This is a genomic window from Variovorax sp. PMC12, assembly GCF_003019815.1.
Taxonomy (GTDB): domain Bacteria; phylum Pseudomonadota; class Gammaproteobacteria; order Burkholderiales; family Burkholderiaceae_C; genus Variovorax.
In genome coordinates, this window is sequence record NZ_CP027773.1 from 5,381,438 (window position 1) to 5,397,476 (window position 16,039).

9 protein-coding genes are annotated in these 16,039 nt (G+C 64.7%); all 9 read left to right on the forward strand.

Features of this window, described 5'->3' with window-relative positions; genetic code table 11:
• Positions 1–42 precede the first annotated feature (42 nt).
• The 9 genes from C4F17_RS25275 (at position 43) to C4F17_RS32910 (ending at position 15,917) form a co-directional block, all read left to right on the forward strand.
• Entirely contained in the window at positions 43–2,391 is a 2,349-nt protein-coding gene (locus C4F17_RS25275) for an FdhF/YdeP family oxidoreductase (RefSeq protein WP_106937074.1), read from the forward strand.
• On the forward strand, positions 2,388–2,678 hold the full coding sequence (locus tag C4F17_RS25280) for a hypothetical protein (protein WP_081265957.1): 291 nt from the start codon (positions 2,388–2,390) through the stop codon (positions 2,676–2,678). The genes C4F17_RS25275 and C4F17_RS25280 overlap by 4 nt, the downstream gene beginning before the upstream one ends.
• Positions 2,679–2,697: 19 nt before the next feature.
• On the forward strand, positions 2,698–3,576 hold the full coding sequence (fdhD, locus tag C4F17_RS25285) for a formate dehydrogenase accessory sulfurtransferase FdhD (protein WP_106937706.1): 879 nt from the start codon (positions 2,698–2,700) through the stop codon (positions 3,574–3,576).
• A 230-nt stretch (positions 3,577–3,806) separates the two neighbouring features.
• Positions 3,807–5,573 carry a ShlB/FhaC/HecB family hemolysin secretion/activation protein gene (locus C4F17_RS25290; RefSeq protein WP_106937075.1) on the forward strand — a complete coding sequence of 589 codons (1,767 nt, stop codon included), beginning with the start codon at positions 3,807–3,809 and terminating at the stop codon, positions 5,571–5,573.
• Positions 5,574–5,645: 72 nt separating this feature from the next.
• On the forward strand, positions 5,646–6,491 hold the full coding sequence (locus tag C4F17_RS25295; RefSeq protein WP_159053712.1) for a hypothetical protein: 846 nt from the start codon (positions 5,646–5,648) through the stop codon (positions 6,489–6,491).
• Positions 6,492–6,585: 94 nt separating this feature from the next.
• Positions 6,586–14,895, forward strand: a complete 8,310-nt coding sequence (locus C4F17_RS25300; protein ID WP_106937077.1) for a two-partner secretion domain-containing protein — start codon at positions 6,586–6,588, stop codon at positions 14,893–14,895.
• A 15-nt stretch (positions 14,896–14,910) separates the two neighbouring features.
• A complete protein-coding gene (locus C4F17_RS32905) occupies positions 14,911–15,273 on the forward strand; it encodes a hypothetical protein (protein WP_159053713.1) in 363 nt (120 codons plus the stop codon).
• Positions 15,274–15,564: 291 nt separating this feature from the next.
• A complete protein-coding gene (locus C4F17_RS33805) occupies positions 15,565–15,723 on the forward strand; it encodes a hemagglutinin repeat-containing protein (protein ID WP_106937707.1) in 159 nt (52 codons plus the stop codon).
• Positions 15,720–15,917 (forward strand): hypothetical protein, encoded by a 198-nt coding sequence (locus tag C4F17_RS32910; protein WP_159053714.1) that lies wholly within the window; start codon positions 15,720–15,722, stop codon positions 15,915–15,917. Before C4F17_RS33805 ends, C4F17_RS32910 begins: the two co-directional genes overlap by 4 nt.
• Positions 15,918–16,039: the final 122 nt, after the last annotated feature.

Sequence of the window (16,039 nt, forward strand, 5' to 3'; positions counted from 1 at the left end):
ATCCAATTTGACGGCAGGCCCCCGCGCGCGAACACTCCCGGCATGAGCGAGCAGAAGATCGAGTTTTACAAGGGCCCCGCCGGCGGCTGGGGCGCTTTGCGCAGCGTCACGAATGCACTGCTGCGGCAGGACATTCCCATCAAGGGTGCGAAGACGCTGCTGTCGGCCAACCAGCCCGACGGCTTCGACTGCCCCGGCTGCGCCTGGCCCGACCGCAACCACGCCTCCACCTTCGAGTTCTGCGAGAACGGCGTCAAGGCCGTGGCCGCCGAAGCCACCGCGCGCCGTGCCGGCCCCGAACTGTTCGCGAAGCACACCGTGGCCGAACTGGCCGAGCAGAGCGACTTCTGGCTCGAGGACCAGGGGCGCCTCACGCACCCCATGGCCTACGACGCGGGCAGCGACAAGTACGTGCCCATCGAATGGGACGACGCCTTCGCGCGCATCGCGCAGCACCTGAACGCGCTGCCCGACCCGAACCAGGCCATCTTCTACACATCGGGCCGCGCGAGCAACGAGGCCGCCTTCCTGTACCAGCTGTTCGTGCGCGAATACGGCACCAACAATTTCCCCGATTGCTCGAACATGTGCCACGAGCCCAGCGGCAGCGGCATGCGCCCGCAGCTCGGCGTGGGCAAGGGCACGGTCACCCTCGACGACTTCGAGAAGGCCGACGCGATCTTCATCTTCGGCCAGAACCCCGGCACCAACCATCCGCGCATGCTGGGCGAGCTGCGCGCGGCTTCCAGGCGCGGCGCGCGCATCGTGAGCTTCAACCCGCTGCGCGAGCGCGGCCTGGAGCGCTTTGCCGATCCGCAGGACAAGCTCGAGATGGCGACCATGGGCTCCACGCCCATCAGCACGCACTACTTCCAGCTGCGCGTGGGCGGCGACTTCGCCGCCATCAAGGGAATGATGAAGCACGTCATCGAGCGCGAGGACGCGGCCGTGGCGCGCGGCGAGCCCTCGGTGCTCGACCATGAATTCATCGCCGCCCACACCGTCGGTTTCGAGTCGCTGGCGGCCGACCTGCGCGCCGAGTCGTGGGACATCCTAGTGCGCGAGTCGGGCCTGAGCGAGGCGCAGATCCGCGCTGCCGCCGACGTGTACCTGGGCGCCAGGCGCGTCATCGCGTGCTGGGGCATGGGCATCACGCAGCACCAGCATTCGGTGGCCACCATCCAGATGATCGGCAACTGGCTCATGCTCTGCGGCCACGTGGGCCGTGAGGGCGCGGGCGCCTGCCCGGTGCGCGGGCACAGCAACGTGCAGGGCGACCGAACCATGGGCATCTGGGAAAAGCCGCCGGCCGCGCTGCTCGACCGGCTGCAGCAGGTGTTCGGCTTCGAGCCGCCGCGCCAGAACGGCGTCGACACGGTCGAGGCCATCCGGCTCATGCTCGACGGCAAGGGCAAGGTGTTCTTCGCGCTCGGCGGCAACTTCGCGGCCGCCACGCCCGACACCTACCAGACCTGGAAGGGCCTGCAGCAGTGCGACTTGACGGTGCACGTGACCACCAAGCTCAACCGCAGCCACGTGATCCACGGGCGCGAGGCGATCATTCTTCCGTGCCTGGGCCGCACCGAGATCGACATGCAGGCCAGCGGCCCCCAGGGCGTGACGGTGGAAGACTCCATGAGCATGGTGCACATCTCGATGGGCATCAACCCGCCTGCGTCCGAGCACCTGCTGTCCGAGCCGGCCATCGTGGCGCGGCTCGCGGCCGCGACCATCGGCGCGCGCAGCAGGACGCCGTGGCTCTGGCTGGTGGAAGACTACGCGCGCATCCGCGACAAGATCGAAGCCGTGTTCGACGACTTCAAGGACTTCAACACGCGCGTGGCGCACCCCGGCGGCTTCCGCCTGCGCAACACCGCGAGCGAGCGGGTGTGGAACACCGCGTCGAAGAAAGCTGTTTTCTTCACGCACGCGGTGCCGCTGGACACCCATTCGCACCGCGCCCGCGCGCGCTTCGCGAAGAAGGGCGACACCATCGTCTTCACGCTGCTCACCACGCGCTCGCACGACCAGTACAACACCACCATCTACGGCATGGACGACCGCTACCGCGGCGTGTTCGGCCAGCGCCGCGTGGTCTTCATCAACAAGGAAGACATCCGCCAGCTGGGCATGAAGGACGGCGACTGGGTCGACATCCAGACCGTGTGGAGCGACGGCCAGGAGCGCCGCGCCGACCGCTTCAGGCTCGTGGCCTACGACATCCCTCGCGGCAACCTCGCGGCCTACTACCCCGAGACCAATCCGCTGGTGCCGCTGTCGTCGGTGGCCGAGAACGCGGGCACGCCGACCTCCAAGTCCATTCCCGTGGTGCTGTCGCTGCATGCGGCGCCTGCCCCGGCCCCGTCAGACGCTGATACCGTGGCGGCATGACCGCCGCTTCCTTCGACGCCGATTCCTTCTCCATCGCCATCCTGCGCGCCCTTGCCGAAGCGCCGGGCGAGGGCGGCATGTCGCTGCCGCGCCTGGGCAAGCGGCTGGGGCAGGGCGCGAGCGTGGTCATGCGCCAGCTCACGCTGATGGGCGATGCCGCCATCGGCGGCGTGCGCGGCCCCGGCTGGGTGCGCGTGGTGCAGCTGGACGACCGCTGGGTCGCGCACCTCACCGACGCCGGGCGCGCACGGGTCGACGCCCTGCCGGCTGACGAAAACCCCGGCTGAGCGGACAATGGCCGCGGCCATGCAAGACGACCCCATCCCCGAACCCGATTCCCTGCCGCCACTTGCGCGGCACGCCGTGCATGTCTTCGGCGAGCGCGGCCTCGCGCCCGAAGGCGTGGTGCGCGACGACACGCTGGCGTCCGAGGTGCCGGTGGCGCTGGTGTTCAACGGCGTCTCGCACGCGGTGATGATGGCCACGCCGCAAGACCTCGAAGCCTTCGCGCTCGGCTTCGCGCTGAGCGAAGGAATCCTCGACGCTGCAGCCGATTGCCGGGGCATCGACGTGCGGACGATCGATGCCTCCGATGCCGGATTGCCCCAGGGCATGCCCGGCATCGAAGTGCAACTGGAGATCTCCACACGCAGCTTCGAGCGCCTGAAAGACCGCCGCCGCAGCCTCGCGGGCCGCACCGGCTGCGGCGTGTGCGGCGTCGAGAGCTTCGCGGGGCTCGACCTCACGCCGCAGCGTGTGCCGCCACGCGACTGGATCGAACGCATCGACCTGGCGACAGTGCTTCGCGCCTTCGCCGCCATGCCGCCGCGCCAGGCGCTCAACGCAGAAGCCGGCGCAATCCATGCTGCAGCTTGGGCGACGGTCGACGGCGAGCTCACCGACCTGATGGAAGACGTCGGGCGCCACAACGCGCTCGACAAGCTGCTCGGCAAGCTCGCGCTGGCGGGGCGGCTCGAGGAGCCGGGCTTCGTGCTGATGTCCAGCCGCGGCAGCCACGAACTCGTGCGCAAATGCGCGCGCCTGGGCATCGCCGCGATGGCGACCATCTCCGCGCCGACCTCGATGGGCGTGCGCATGGCCGAACTCAGCGGCCTGCGTTTCTGGGGGTTGTGCCGTGCGCCGCGTGGGGTGCTTTATGCCGATGGGCTGAGCCCCGGCAACTGAAGTGCCGCCAACGCCCGACCATCGCGCGCTGATAACAAATGGTCGAATTCTGTTAATTCCAATGCCGGTGAGCAGCGCAACGGTGTTGCATATCTAACGAAATCTCCAGGAAATCTCCAGGAAATCTCCAGGAATTCTGCAAGTCACTTTTGGCCACAAATGTGCAGCCAAATGCGACATGACAATCCGCGCCCCGCAACGTATTCCTCGTTGCATTCGTCCGGGTTGTCATGCTCCTTCGATCACGCTTTCTCACGCCGCCATCACTGCGCGCAGTTTCTGTCGCTTGCCTGTGGCAGGGTGCTGCGTCGGGCGCTCTGGCTCAAGCCAACCCTTCGGCACCCCATCCCTTCGTAGAGCAACTGCGCCAGCAGGAGCGTGAGCGAGCCCTGCGGGAGCAGCAGGAGAAGTCGGTCGACAGCCATCTTCGACAATCGACGCAAAAAGATTCGGGCCGGCTGGCCGAGTCAGAGTCGCCTTGCTTTCGCGTCGAACGTCTCGCCCTGTCTGGTGAGCGTTCCGCGGACTTCCAGTGGGCGCTGGATGCCGCCGCGGGCCCGGATACAAACGACAGCCCGTTTGGCCGCTGCCTGGGCACGCAGGGCGTCAACACCGTCATGGCGCGGCTCCAGCAAGCGATCATCGCCAGGGGCTTCGTCACCACCCGTGTGCTGGCGGCGCCGCAGGATCTGTCCACCGGGCTGCTGACCTTCACACTGGTTCCCGGACGCATCGCCGCCGTCCGTGCCACTGCGGATTCGAGCACTCGCTTCGGCGGCAACCGTCTGCTGCTCGAAGGCGCGATTCCTGCGCGTCCCGGCGACCTGCTCAACCTGCGTGACATCGAGCAGGGCCTGGAGAACCTCAAGCGCACACCCACCGCCGAAGCCGATATCCAGATCGAGTCTTCGACCGCGCCCGACGCCCGGCCGGGCGACAGCGACCTCGTCGTCAAGTACACGCAGGCCCGCATGCTGCGAGGCACCCTGAGCCTGGACGACAGCGGCACCGAAGCCACCGGCAGATACCAGGCAGGCGCCACGGTCTCGGCCGACAACCTCTTCGACCTCAATGATCTTTTTTACGTCAGTGCCAACCACAGCGTGGACGGGCACGTCCTGGGCAACCCGCGACGCGGCACGGAGGGCCAGACCGCTCATTACTCGCTGCCCTGGGGCTACTGGCAACTCGGCTTCACTGCTTCGAACAGCCACTACCGGCAAACCGTGGCCGGCCTGAACCAGGACTACATCTATGCAGGCAAGGCCGACAACGCCGAAGTGAGGCTATCGCGCCTGGTCTACCGCGACCAGCGACGCAAGACCACCGTTGCGATCCGCGCCTTTCGCCGCGAGTCGCGCAGCTTCATCGACGACACCCAGATCGAGAACCAGCACCGCGTGGTCGGCGGTTGGGAGGCCAGCCTGAGCCACAAGGAGTTCATCGGCGAAGCCACGCTGGACGGCACCTTCGCCTTGCGCCAGGGCACCGGCGCCTTCGGTGCCAGGCGGGCACCCGAAGAGGCCTTCGACGAGGGCACCAGCCGCTTCCGGCTCATGACGGCAGACGTGAGCCTCAACCTGCCTTTCAAGCTCGGCGAGCAGAAGCTGCGCTATGCCGGCCAGTGGCGAGCGCAGTGGAACCAGACCCAGCTCACGCCGCAAGAACGCTTCGGCATCGGCGGGCGCTACACCGTGCGCGGCTTCGACGGCGAGACCAGCCTGCTCGGCGAGCGGGGTTGGCTGCTGCGCAACGACGTCGGTTGGGCCATGGGCCAGGGCGGAGCCGAGCTCTACGTGGGCATCGACTACGGCCGCGTGGCCGGGAGGTCGGTCGCATGGCTGCTCGGAAATCACCTGGGGGGCGGCGTGATCGGCGTGCGTGGTGCATGGCAGGGGCTGAACTACGACATCTTCATCGGCGCTCCGATCAGCAAGCCCGAGGGCTACCGCACGGCCGGGGTCACGACGGGGTTCAACCTCAACTTCAGCTTTTGAGGAGGAAGGCGCAACAGAGAAAAAGCCACATCGCATCACCCAATCAATCGCAATCACATCACACAAGATCCCATGAAAAACAAGATTCTCTTTTCGTTCTCATTGCTGTCACTTGGCCTGCTTCACGCTTGCGGTGGAGGCAGCGGCGGTGGAGGCGGCGGCATGCCGATGGGCGCCATTCCAGCCGTTGCTCCGTCGGCGACCGCAGAAGCGGCTGCAGCAGCGCCCGCAGCAGCCGACTCCGGCTCGGTCTCGGCACCGTTCGCTCGCGGCGAGCGGGCGCGCTACCTGCTGCTGGGTGTGGGTGCGCAGTCGTTCGGTGTGCTGTCGCAAAGCGAGCAGGCGGCCAGCGGCGCGATGACGCGCCTGAACGACAACACGCTGACGGGGTCGAGCGCGACGAAGGAAATCAACGGCGACGCGAACTTCGCGATCGGCCGTTGGACCGCCGGCACCGTCACGCGCAGTTCGGGCGCGGAAACCCTCACTGGCGGCGACAACCGTGCGTATCACTACCTTGCACTGAACGAGCTGAAGACCCTGCCTGAGAGCGGAAGCCCCACCTGCGATGCGGGCGTCTTCACCAATCCCACCTATGTGGGCGGCGGCAGCGGCGCCGCGGCCAACAGCGGCGCGGCCAGCGGATCTTCGACGCTGGCATTTGGCAGCGAAGGCGCTGCCGTCAAGGGCGCGGTAAAGGTAACGGTCGGCGACGCCGTCGGCTCGGTGAATTTCGATACCAAGGTCAAGTCGCCATCCAGCACGTCCGTGACCGGCAGCTTCCTGAGTGCTGGTGCGGGCGCCGGCATCACGCTGGGCGATCACGGCAGCGGTGCCTATGCGATTGCCGTGGGCTATTCGGCAACCCTTCCTTCCGGCGCGCGGTACATGGGCGTCGCGAAATTCCGCTGCGCTTGAGATCGTGAGCACGGAGCCGGAGTGACCGCGTCGCGGCGGTCATTGCCGGCTTCATTCAGAGGCCGAATTGCCGAGCCACCAGGGAGAGAAAAAAATGAACAGGCATCTTCACCGGATCATCTTCAACGCCGCGCGCGGCATGCGCATGGTGGTTCAGGAAACGGCCACCAGCATCGGCAAGGGTGCCTCCAAAGGCACCGTGGCTGCAGTCGCGCTCTTCGGCCTGTTGCTCGCAGGCGCCGTTCGGGCGCAGATCGTCGGGGCGCCCAACGTCCCCGGGCATCTTCGGCCGACCGTGCTCGTCGCGCCCAACGGCGTGCCGCTGGTCAACATCCAGACGCCCTCGGCCGCGGGCGTGAGCCGCAACGTCTACAACCAGTTCGACGTGATGCGCAACGGCGCCATCCTGAACAACAGCCGGGTGAACGTGCAGACGCAGCTCGGTGGCTTCGTCCAAGGCAACCCGTGGCTCGCGAGAGGTCCGGCGCGCGTCATCCTCAACGAGATCAATGGCGGCAACCCGACGCAGTTGCGTGGCCACGTCGAGGTGGGCGGGCAGCGCGCGGAGGTGATCATCGCCAATCCGGCGGGCATCTCCGTGGATGGCGGCGGCTTCATCAACGCATCGCGCGCGACCCTGACCACCGGCGTGCCGCAGTTCAGTGCGCTGGGCGGGCTCGACGGGTTTCTCGTGCGCGATGGCATGGTGAGCGTCGAAGGCGCCGGGCTCGACGCCGGCAAGACGGACTACGCGGCGATCCTTGCGCGGGCCGTGCAGGTCAATGCGGGCATCTGGGCGAACGAGCTCCAGGTGGTCGCTGGCGCCAACCAGGTCAGCGCCGATCACGGCAGCGCTGCGCCCATCGCGGGCAACGGGCCTGCGCCTGCCTTTGCGCTCGACGTTGCCGCGCTGGGCGGTATGTATGCCCGGAAGATCACGCTCATCGGCACCGAGACGGGACTTGGTGTGCGCAACGCGGGCAACGTCGGCGCGGGTGCGGGCGGCCTTGTCGTGACGGCGCAGGGGCGACTGGAAAACACCGGGACGCTCGAAGGCGCGCGGGTTCAACTCACCAGCGGCGCGGACATCGACAACCGCGGCGGCACCGTCCGGCAGACGAGCATGGCCGGCCTCACGATTGATTCGCCGGTGCTCAGCAATACGAATGGGGGCGTGATCGGCGCGGAGCCTTTTGCGCCGGCAGCGGGTGAGGGCGGCGCGTCCTCCGCCCTCGCCGGGGCACCTGGCGCCATCACCGCCGCGGGCACGGTCCGGAACGACGGCGGCCGCATCTACGCCGGCGGCCCTATCGCGCTCAAGACGCCGCAGATCGACAACACGGGAGGCACTCTCAGCGTGGCGACCATGGCCGTGACCGGTGCCAGGTTCAGCAACGCGGGTGGCACGCTCGACGTCAGCCAAAGCTTCAGCGCGAACGTCGGCCAGTTCGACAACACAGGCGGCAAGCTCAATGCGGGCAGCCTGCAGATCTCCACCAGCGGCGACCTGATCAATGTGGGCGGCACGCTCACCAGCGCCGGCGATGCGAGCCTCGCCGCCGGCGGCCGGGCCGACAACACGCGCGGGATCATCACGGCGGTTGGTCGCCTGACTGCCAATGTGGCGAAGGCCGTCGACAACAGCGCCGGTAAGCTGGTTGCAAATGAAGGGCTGTCGCTCGACGCAGGCGCGCTGCGCAACAGCGGGGCGATCCGCGCGGGCAACGACGTCAGACTCGCTGTCGCCGGTGCGCTTGTCAATGACGGCGGCATCACCGCCGGCGGCAACACCGCGATCACGGCTGGCAGCCTGGCGTCAAGCGGCGGCAGCGTGCTCGGTGCCGGCGTTCAAGGCGACGGCAAGCCGGGCCTTGCAGGTGAACTGAGCGTCGCGGTCTCGGGTTCGCTGGTTGCAAATGGCGTGAACCTGGCTGTAGGCGACGCAACGCTGCGAGGCGCGAGCGTCGATCTCTCGGGCAGCCAGACCGGCGCGGCGAACATTTCGGTGACTGCGACGCAGGGCAACGTGAAAACCAGCGACAAGGCGAAGGTGGTGACGCCGGGCGCCTTGCGCATCACTGCCAACGCACAGGCGGACCAGGCCTTGCTCAACGACGCCGGCGTACTCAATGCCGGCCGGCTGAATCTGCGGGCATCGAACATCGCGAACACCCGCGGCGGCGAGATCGTGCAGACCGGTGCCGAGGCCACCACGCTGGCCGTCTCCGGCATCCTGAACAACGATGGCGGGCGCATTGCCAGCAACGGCCGCGACCTGACGCTGAGTGCTGCCAGGCTGGGAAATGCCGGCGGCGTGGTCGAGCATGCGGGTGAGCATGCGCGCACCGGCACCTTGCGCATCGCGGGTGGCAGCTTCAGTGGAGCCAGCGGCCGCATCGCCGGCAACGGCGCTCTCGCCATCGACCTGAAGAACGGCTTCGAGCAAGACAACGGCCGTACTGAAGCCAGGCAGATCAGCATCGAGGCCGGTTCATTGAGCAATCGCGCCGGCAAGATCTTGGGACGCTCGCTGTCGGTCGATACACGCGGCGGGGACCTCGACAACGGCGCCAAGGGCACCATCGCCGCATCGGGAGCGCTCGTGCTGCGATCCGGCGCCTTGAACAACGACTCGGGCTTGATCCAGTCGGGCGAGTCGCTGCGCATCGACACCAACGGCCGGGTCCTCGTCAACACCAACGCGTCCGGCTATCGGACTCCACCGGCGGATTTGGCCGGAGGCATCACGAGCGGCGGCACGCTCATCCTGAAGACGGGCGAAGTCAAGAACACCGCCGGTTCCATCGATTCGAAGGGAGCGTTGATTGCCGAAACCCAGGCGTTCACCAACGCCGGCGGCAAGACGCTGGCCGTGGGCAGCCTGGACCTCGATGCCGGCAATGGAGCGATCGACAACACCGGCGGATTGATCCGCGCGAACGGAGCGGCCCGGCTCCGTGCCGGCAGCGTCGTCAATGCCAACACCTCAGGCGACGAGCAAGGCATCGAAGCAAGGAACGTCACGGTTCTTGGCGGGGCGGAACTGAACAACATCTCGGGGCGGATCGCCGCCGTGGAGGCGCTTGACGTCAAGGATCGGAACGCGGGCAACTCCGCGGCCAGGGGCCTGGCCATCACCAACACCGATGGCGTGCTCAAGGCCGGGATACCTGCTGCGCCCGGTGCGGACGGCAAGATGCGCAGTGGTGTCGGCGGCGTGTTCATCGACGCGAAGTCCTTCAGCGGCGACGGCCGGATTACCTCCGCCAACGACCTGAACGTTGCGCTCGTACAGGACGTCACGAACAACACGAAGATGGACGTCGATGGAAACCTGAACTTCAGCACCGCCGGCAAGTTCACCAACAACACGAAGTTGTCGGCAGGGCGCAAGCTCACGGTCGATGCAAGCGTCATCGAAAACGCGGCGGACGCCGAGATGTCGGGCAGGGACACCGCAGTGAAGGCGGCGACGACACTGACCAATCGAGGCTTGATAGACAGCCAGGGCGCGACACAAATCGACGCGGGCACGCTGCACAACATCGGCACGGGCCGCATCTACGGCAACGCGGTGTCCGCTGCGGTGGGCACGCTCGACAACTCTGCTGAAACCGTCAATGGCATCACCAAGGCCGCGACCATCGCGGCACGCGAGTCGCTGAACATCGGTGCCGACATCGTCCGCAACCGCGAGCACGCGCTGATCTTCAGCGCTGGAACAGGCGCGAAGGCACTGAACATCGGCGGCGGGCTCGACGGCAACCGCGAAGCCGCGACCAGCGGCAGTGCCCTGGAAAACCTGAGCGCGCGTATCGAGTCGCTGGGCGACATGAGTGTCTCGATGGGGCGCATCGACAACCTGGACACGCGCATCAAGCTCGGGCCGAAGACGACGACCAAGGTGTTCTCCAGAACCATCGGCGTGGAAGGCATCGGCCACTTCAAGCCGGAGGATGTTGTCTACACCGCGGGCGAGGCCGACCTCTTGCTGCGCAACCCCGATGGAAGCTGGAGGCCAGCCAATGGCCATGTCTGGGGAGTTTGGGACAAAACCGTTCTCACGACGACCGACACTGCCATCGACGCCGACCCGGCCGCCATCGTCGCCGGCAGGGACATGACCCTCACTGGCAACGGGCTGAACCGCGACAGCCGGATCACCGCCGGCGCTGTGCTGGACGCGCCCGGCATCAGGAACGAGGCGCTACAGGGGGAGCTCACCAAGCAGACCAGCTTCATCGTGAATTGGCGCGCCACCCGGCAGGCGCCGGATGTCATCGAACCCCTGTCGAGAGTGAGCAGGGATGTGGGCGCCTACGAGAAAACAGGCAACTTCAACGCCACCAAGGGATACGACGCGGGCAAAGGCTCCGGCGGTGCGAGCGGCCCGAGCCCTGTGGCGACAATCGTCGAGGTGCCGGCCAACGTCGGTGGCGTCGTGAATGCCGGAGGGCGCTCGGTCGATGCCGCCATCACCCAAGCAAGCAACGCCAAGGTGGGTGTCGGCCAGACCGTACCCATGGTGGTGCGCACCAGTTCGCCCCGCATCGATATTCCCCAAGCCAGTCTTTTCAATCTGAATGGCGGGCCGCGCGGCTATCTCGTCGAGGCCGACCCGCGCTTCGCCGGCTACCGGAACTGGCTCAGCAGCGACTACCTGCTGAACAACCTCGGCCAAGACCCCGGTAACACGCTCAAGCGCCTGGGCGACGGCTTCTACGAGCAGAAGCTCATTCGCGAGCAGGTCGCGCAGCTCACCGGCTATCGCTACCTGGGTGGCCACTACAACGACGAGGAGCAGTACACGGCGCTGATGAATAACGGGGCCACCTTCGCGCGGCAGCACGGCTTGCGGCCGGGCATCGGCCTGTCGGAAGTCCAGATGGCGCAGCTCACCAGCGACATCGTCTGGCTGGTCGAGAAGACGGTGACGCTGCCCGAGGGAGTCACCCGGCAAGTACTGGCGCCGCAGCTGTACGTGCGCGTGCGACCCGGAGACATCGACGGCTCTGGTGCACTGCTGAGTGCCGACGCCACCGTCATCAAGGGCGATGGCGATCTGGTCAACACAGGCACCATCGCTGGGCGCACGCTGGTCAGGATAGACAAGGACAATGTCGAGAACCCGGGCGGACGCATCAGTGGTGGCAGCGTCGGCTTGAATGCCAGGACCGACCTCAACAACGTCGGTGGGACCATCGATGCTCGCGATAGTTTGAAGATCGAAGCTGGGCGCGATATCAACATCCGCAGCACAGCCCGGGCCGACGGAATCAACAGATACGCTGACCGCATCGCCGGCCTCTATGTAAAAAACCCGGGTGGCGCGCTGGTTGCCAGCGCGGGCCGCGACGTGAATTTGATCGGCGGGATGATCTCCAATCAGGGTGCTGGCGGCTACACCTCCATCACGGCGAAGCAGGACATCAACCTCGGGACGGTGACCGAGAGGCGGGTGATGACCGGCTCCAGTGCGAGAACGTCGATGGCGATGGCCGGCTCAGCGGAGATCGGAAGCACCATCTCCACGAACGGCACGACGGTGCTGAAGGCTGGGCGTGACATCAATGCGCGACAGGCCGTTGTGGATGCGGGCCAGGGCCTGCTGAGCGTGCATGCGGATCGTGACATCAACATCGAGGCGGGCGAGGCCAGGATTGCCGGCAGCTACTCCGCGCGATGGACCGAAAAGAAAGTCTTCGGTCGCACGACCAACAACCTTTTCAGCAGCTTCGATGCGATGACGAGCGTGGAAAGCAAGTTCTCTGGCGGACTGGTCTCTGTTGGCGCGAAGAACGATATCAACATCGTCGGATCCAGCATCAGCGGAAAGGACGGCGTTGCCGTGGTGGCGAAAGGCAATCTCACGATTGTCGAAGGACGAAACACCTCGAGCGCCAGTTTCCAGCTGAATCAACAGAAAAGAGGGATCAGCGCACTGGGTGCCTCCATGGGCCTTGTGATGCCTTCCGGAAGGGCAACTGCAACAGGCAGCAAGGTTACCTCCGACACCGCAGCGTCCAGCAGCATCGCGAGCAGCAACGGGGGCATCCTGCTGCAGGGAGACAACGGTGTTTTCCTGCAGGGGGTGCGGGTGGATGCGGCCAAGGACGTCGCAATCAAAGGCGGCAACGTGGTCATTCAAGCGGCCACCAACCTATATACGACGATTGGAACTACAGCCAACAAGAGCGCTTGGTACGACTTTGGCAGCGCAGCGATCCTCAAGGATGTTGGCAAGGGGATCAAAGCCCAGGAGACGACCTCCACTGAGGTGGACGTCTCGACATTGACCCGTACAACCCTCAATGGCGCGAACGTCAACATCACTGCTGCCGATACGCTGGCGATCGCGGGAACGACGATCAACACGCCGGGCAAGGTCAGCCTGAGTGCGGACACGTTGCTTCTGGGTACGCAGACGACTGAAGCGACCACGCGCACGACCAGTCAGGGCCGCGATTTGGTGTACCAAGTCAACCGGGACAACGGCAGCACCAACCAGACAACGAACTACAACCAGATCAATGCGGGGAGCCTGTCCGTCGCGGCGAACCATATACAGGTCGGCCTGGGGGCTCGAGACAGTATTGAAGAACTGTCCAAGCAGCCGGGCATGGGCTGGGTGGATCAGTTGGCCAATGACCCGAAGCTCAGCGGCAAAGTCGATTGGCAGAAGGTCGATGAAGTCCACAAGAACTGGAACTACGACAAGCAGGGGCTGACTCCAGAGGGCGCGGCGGTGGTGACCCTCGTCGTTGCGTACTTCACGGCAGGGGCGGCCTCGGGGGTCGGGGGGGCCGTTGCATCAGGCGTGGGCGCAACCGGAACCACGGCGACCGTGGTGAGCGGCGCGGTCACGGCGGGTTTGACCGCGTTGGCCAGTCAGACTGCGGTGGCCGTGGTCAATAACCAAGGCGATATCGGCAAGGCCCTGAATGACCTTGGCAGCAGCGCCAACGTGAAGAGCCTGTTGACGGCCATTATTACGGGGGGCGTACTCGGTGGGCTCGACCTCAATCCGACGGGGTCGCCGACGGCGGGTGCAGGCAGCCGAGAATTCTTTACTCAGCTTGGGCAGAACTTGAAGGCTGGCGCGGCCCGTGCGTTGATTGGCACCGCGATCAATGGGGGCAGTCTAGAGGACAGCCTCAAGAACGGCCTCAAGACCGCCATCCTTGATACGGTGGCCGCGCAGGGCGCCATCGAGATCGGGAAGGAATTCCCTGTCGGCGGCTTCAGCAACTACGTGGCGCATGCTATTGCTGGCTGTGCAGTCGGGGCGGCCCGCGCCAGCAACGGCTGTAGCAGTGGGGCACTCGGAGCGGTGGTGGGCGAAGCCAGCGCTATCGCGTACAACGATGGCCGCAATGTCCTGACTGAGGGGTTGCGGGCCGAAACGGTGGCCTTCGCCAGCATGTTCGGAGGCTTGGCTGCGGCCATCGCGGACGGGAATGCGAGCCAGATTGACATCGGCAGCCAGGCGGCCGGCAACGCCGCGGCGAACAATTTCGCTCAAGCCGTGGCTCGAGGAGCTACCGTCTGCTTGGAATTCGCGCTCTGTCGCAACACTACGCTCTTGGCCGGAGCGGCTTTGGCCATCGACGCCAAGGTGCAATCGATACGCGCTGAACACCCAGACTGGAGCGACCGTACGGTCAACGCCTCGGCGATCGCTGACGTAATGAGTCGGGGGATGGTTGAAGGTGTCAGGAGCACGTACGACAGGTTTTCTGGTACGCAAAGGCCCGCTACCTCCGATACGGGCAACACCAACCCGCCGCCGAACTATGGACCGTCCCACACGGGCAATACGACGACGCCGCCACGCGTAGACCCGACCACGGGCGGCAGTCAGATTGCTCAACCAAACCAGGACCGAAGTAGCTCGGGCGGTGGATACGGAGCAGGGGGAGTTCCTAGATACGAGGGCCTGCTGACGACACCACACAATAGGCCAACAGGGCCGAACCTAGTGATGAGTCAGTCAAATTCGGGACAGCCCGTTTTTGATAATCAACTTCCGGAAAGGCTTCGAAGCGAGATCGCAATAGCAAACGCTGCTGGCGTGAAACCAATATCGCCGAATGATCCATCTTTTGGTTCTACTGTTAATCAAGGAAGGATAAAATTTGTCATTACGGTGGATGGAAATATATCTTTGGCGCCGCATACAAAAAATGGAGTAGAAATATCACATGCTGTCTTGTCAGGTGGAAAGTCAGTTATTTCTGCGGGCGAAGCTGATATTTCGGAATTTTCGGGCTCTTACTTTGGATTGGAGGTGCGACCTCATTCCGGGCATTTTTTAAATGGAGCAACAAAAGATCAAACTGAAGCTTCGGATCGTGCGGCCCGTGCCGCTTTTGAGCGGATTGGAATTAAATTTCCCCCAAATTGATTTGGAGAAGCTGGTATGAGTGATTTTGAGATTCTTGAGTGCAATGTCTGGAGTCAAGAGAATTTTGAAAATGCGATTCGAGAAAAATTTCCCCCGCCGGAGTACCGGGTAAGTTCAAGGAAATATCGAAGCGATGAGAGTTGCCCTCCTGGCGCTGCTCGTGCTGGGCTGCTCTTTGTAGTCAACGGAAAATGCAGATGCAAGTTTGGTAGTGACGAGATTCCAGTCGTTCTTGGTTCGGGACAGTATGTGAATTTTCCGGAGGGGCGTTATCAGATCGAGCCTTTGGAAGGGAAGGATGCAGAAATTGTTTTTGTTTGGAATGTCTCGAAATTATTCAAAGAAATACTCTCAGATAAATCTGGTAATTCGTCATAAAGTGCTAGGCCTCTTCATCCTGAATGAGCGGCAAATTTTTAATTCGCGAATGGCGGCGGTCTTGCCATGCATGCTACGGCCGACCAAGAACATCGGCGAAAGCATCAATTCCAACGACGCCGCAAGCTTGACGGCCGGTCGCGACGTTCGCATCGAGAAAACCTCTAGAAGGACCAACATAGATCGCGTGGCCGGGGACCATGTGAGCAATCCGGGACACCGACACGGATAGCAAGGCGCTGCTGAAGGCCAAGAGAGACATCAGCGTCTCGACGGTCAAGTAAAAGGAACATCAAAAAGCGAGGCAGCGGCCCGCGCAACTTCTACAGCCAGAGCAGCAGCCGGGAGGTCGGCAGCCAGATTGCCGGCGGCGGCAATGTGACCCTTGACGCCGGGAACAACATCCGCATCCACGGATCCTGCACAACGCCGAGGGCGACCTGGCAGTGAAGTCCAGAGAAGGCGACGTGCGCATCAAGACCGGGCGTGCCACCGACTCGGTCGACTCGGCGAGTGAGGCGAGGAAGAAAGGCTTTCTCTCCAGCAAGACCACCACGCAGCGCGACAGTTCGCGCGAGGAAACAGCCACCGGCAGCACGCTGGGCAGGCGCAACTCCAGGCTTCGGTGGCGCAGCAGGTGTTGAACGATCCGGGCGCGAGTGACGAGCAGAGGGCGCAGGCGAATGCGGCTTTGGCGAATGCCGGCAGCACCCTCGCGGCGGAGCAGCAGAACTACGAAAACTGGAAGGAAGGCGGTGCTTCACGC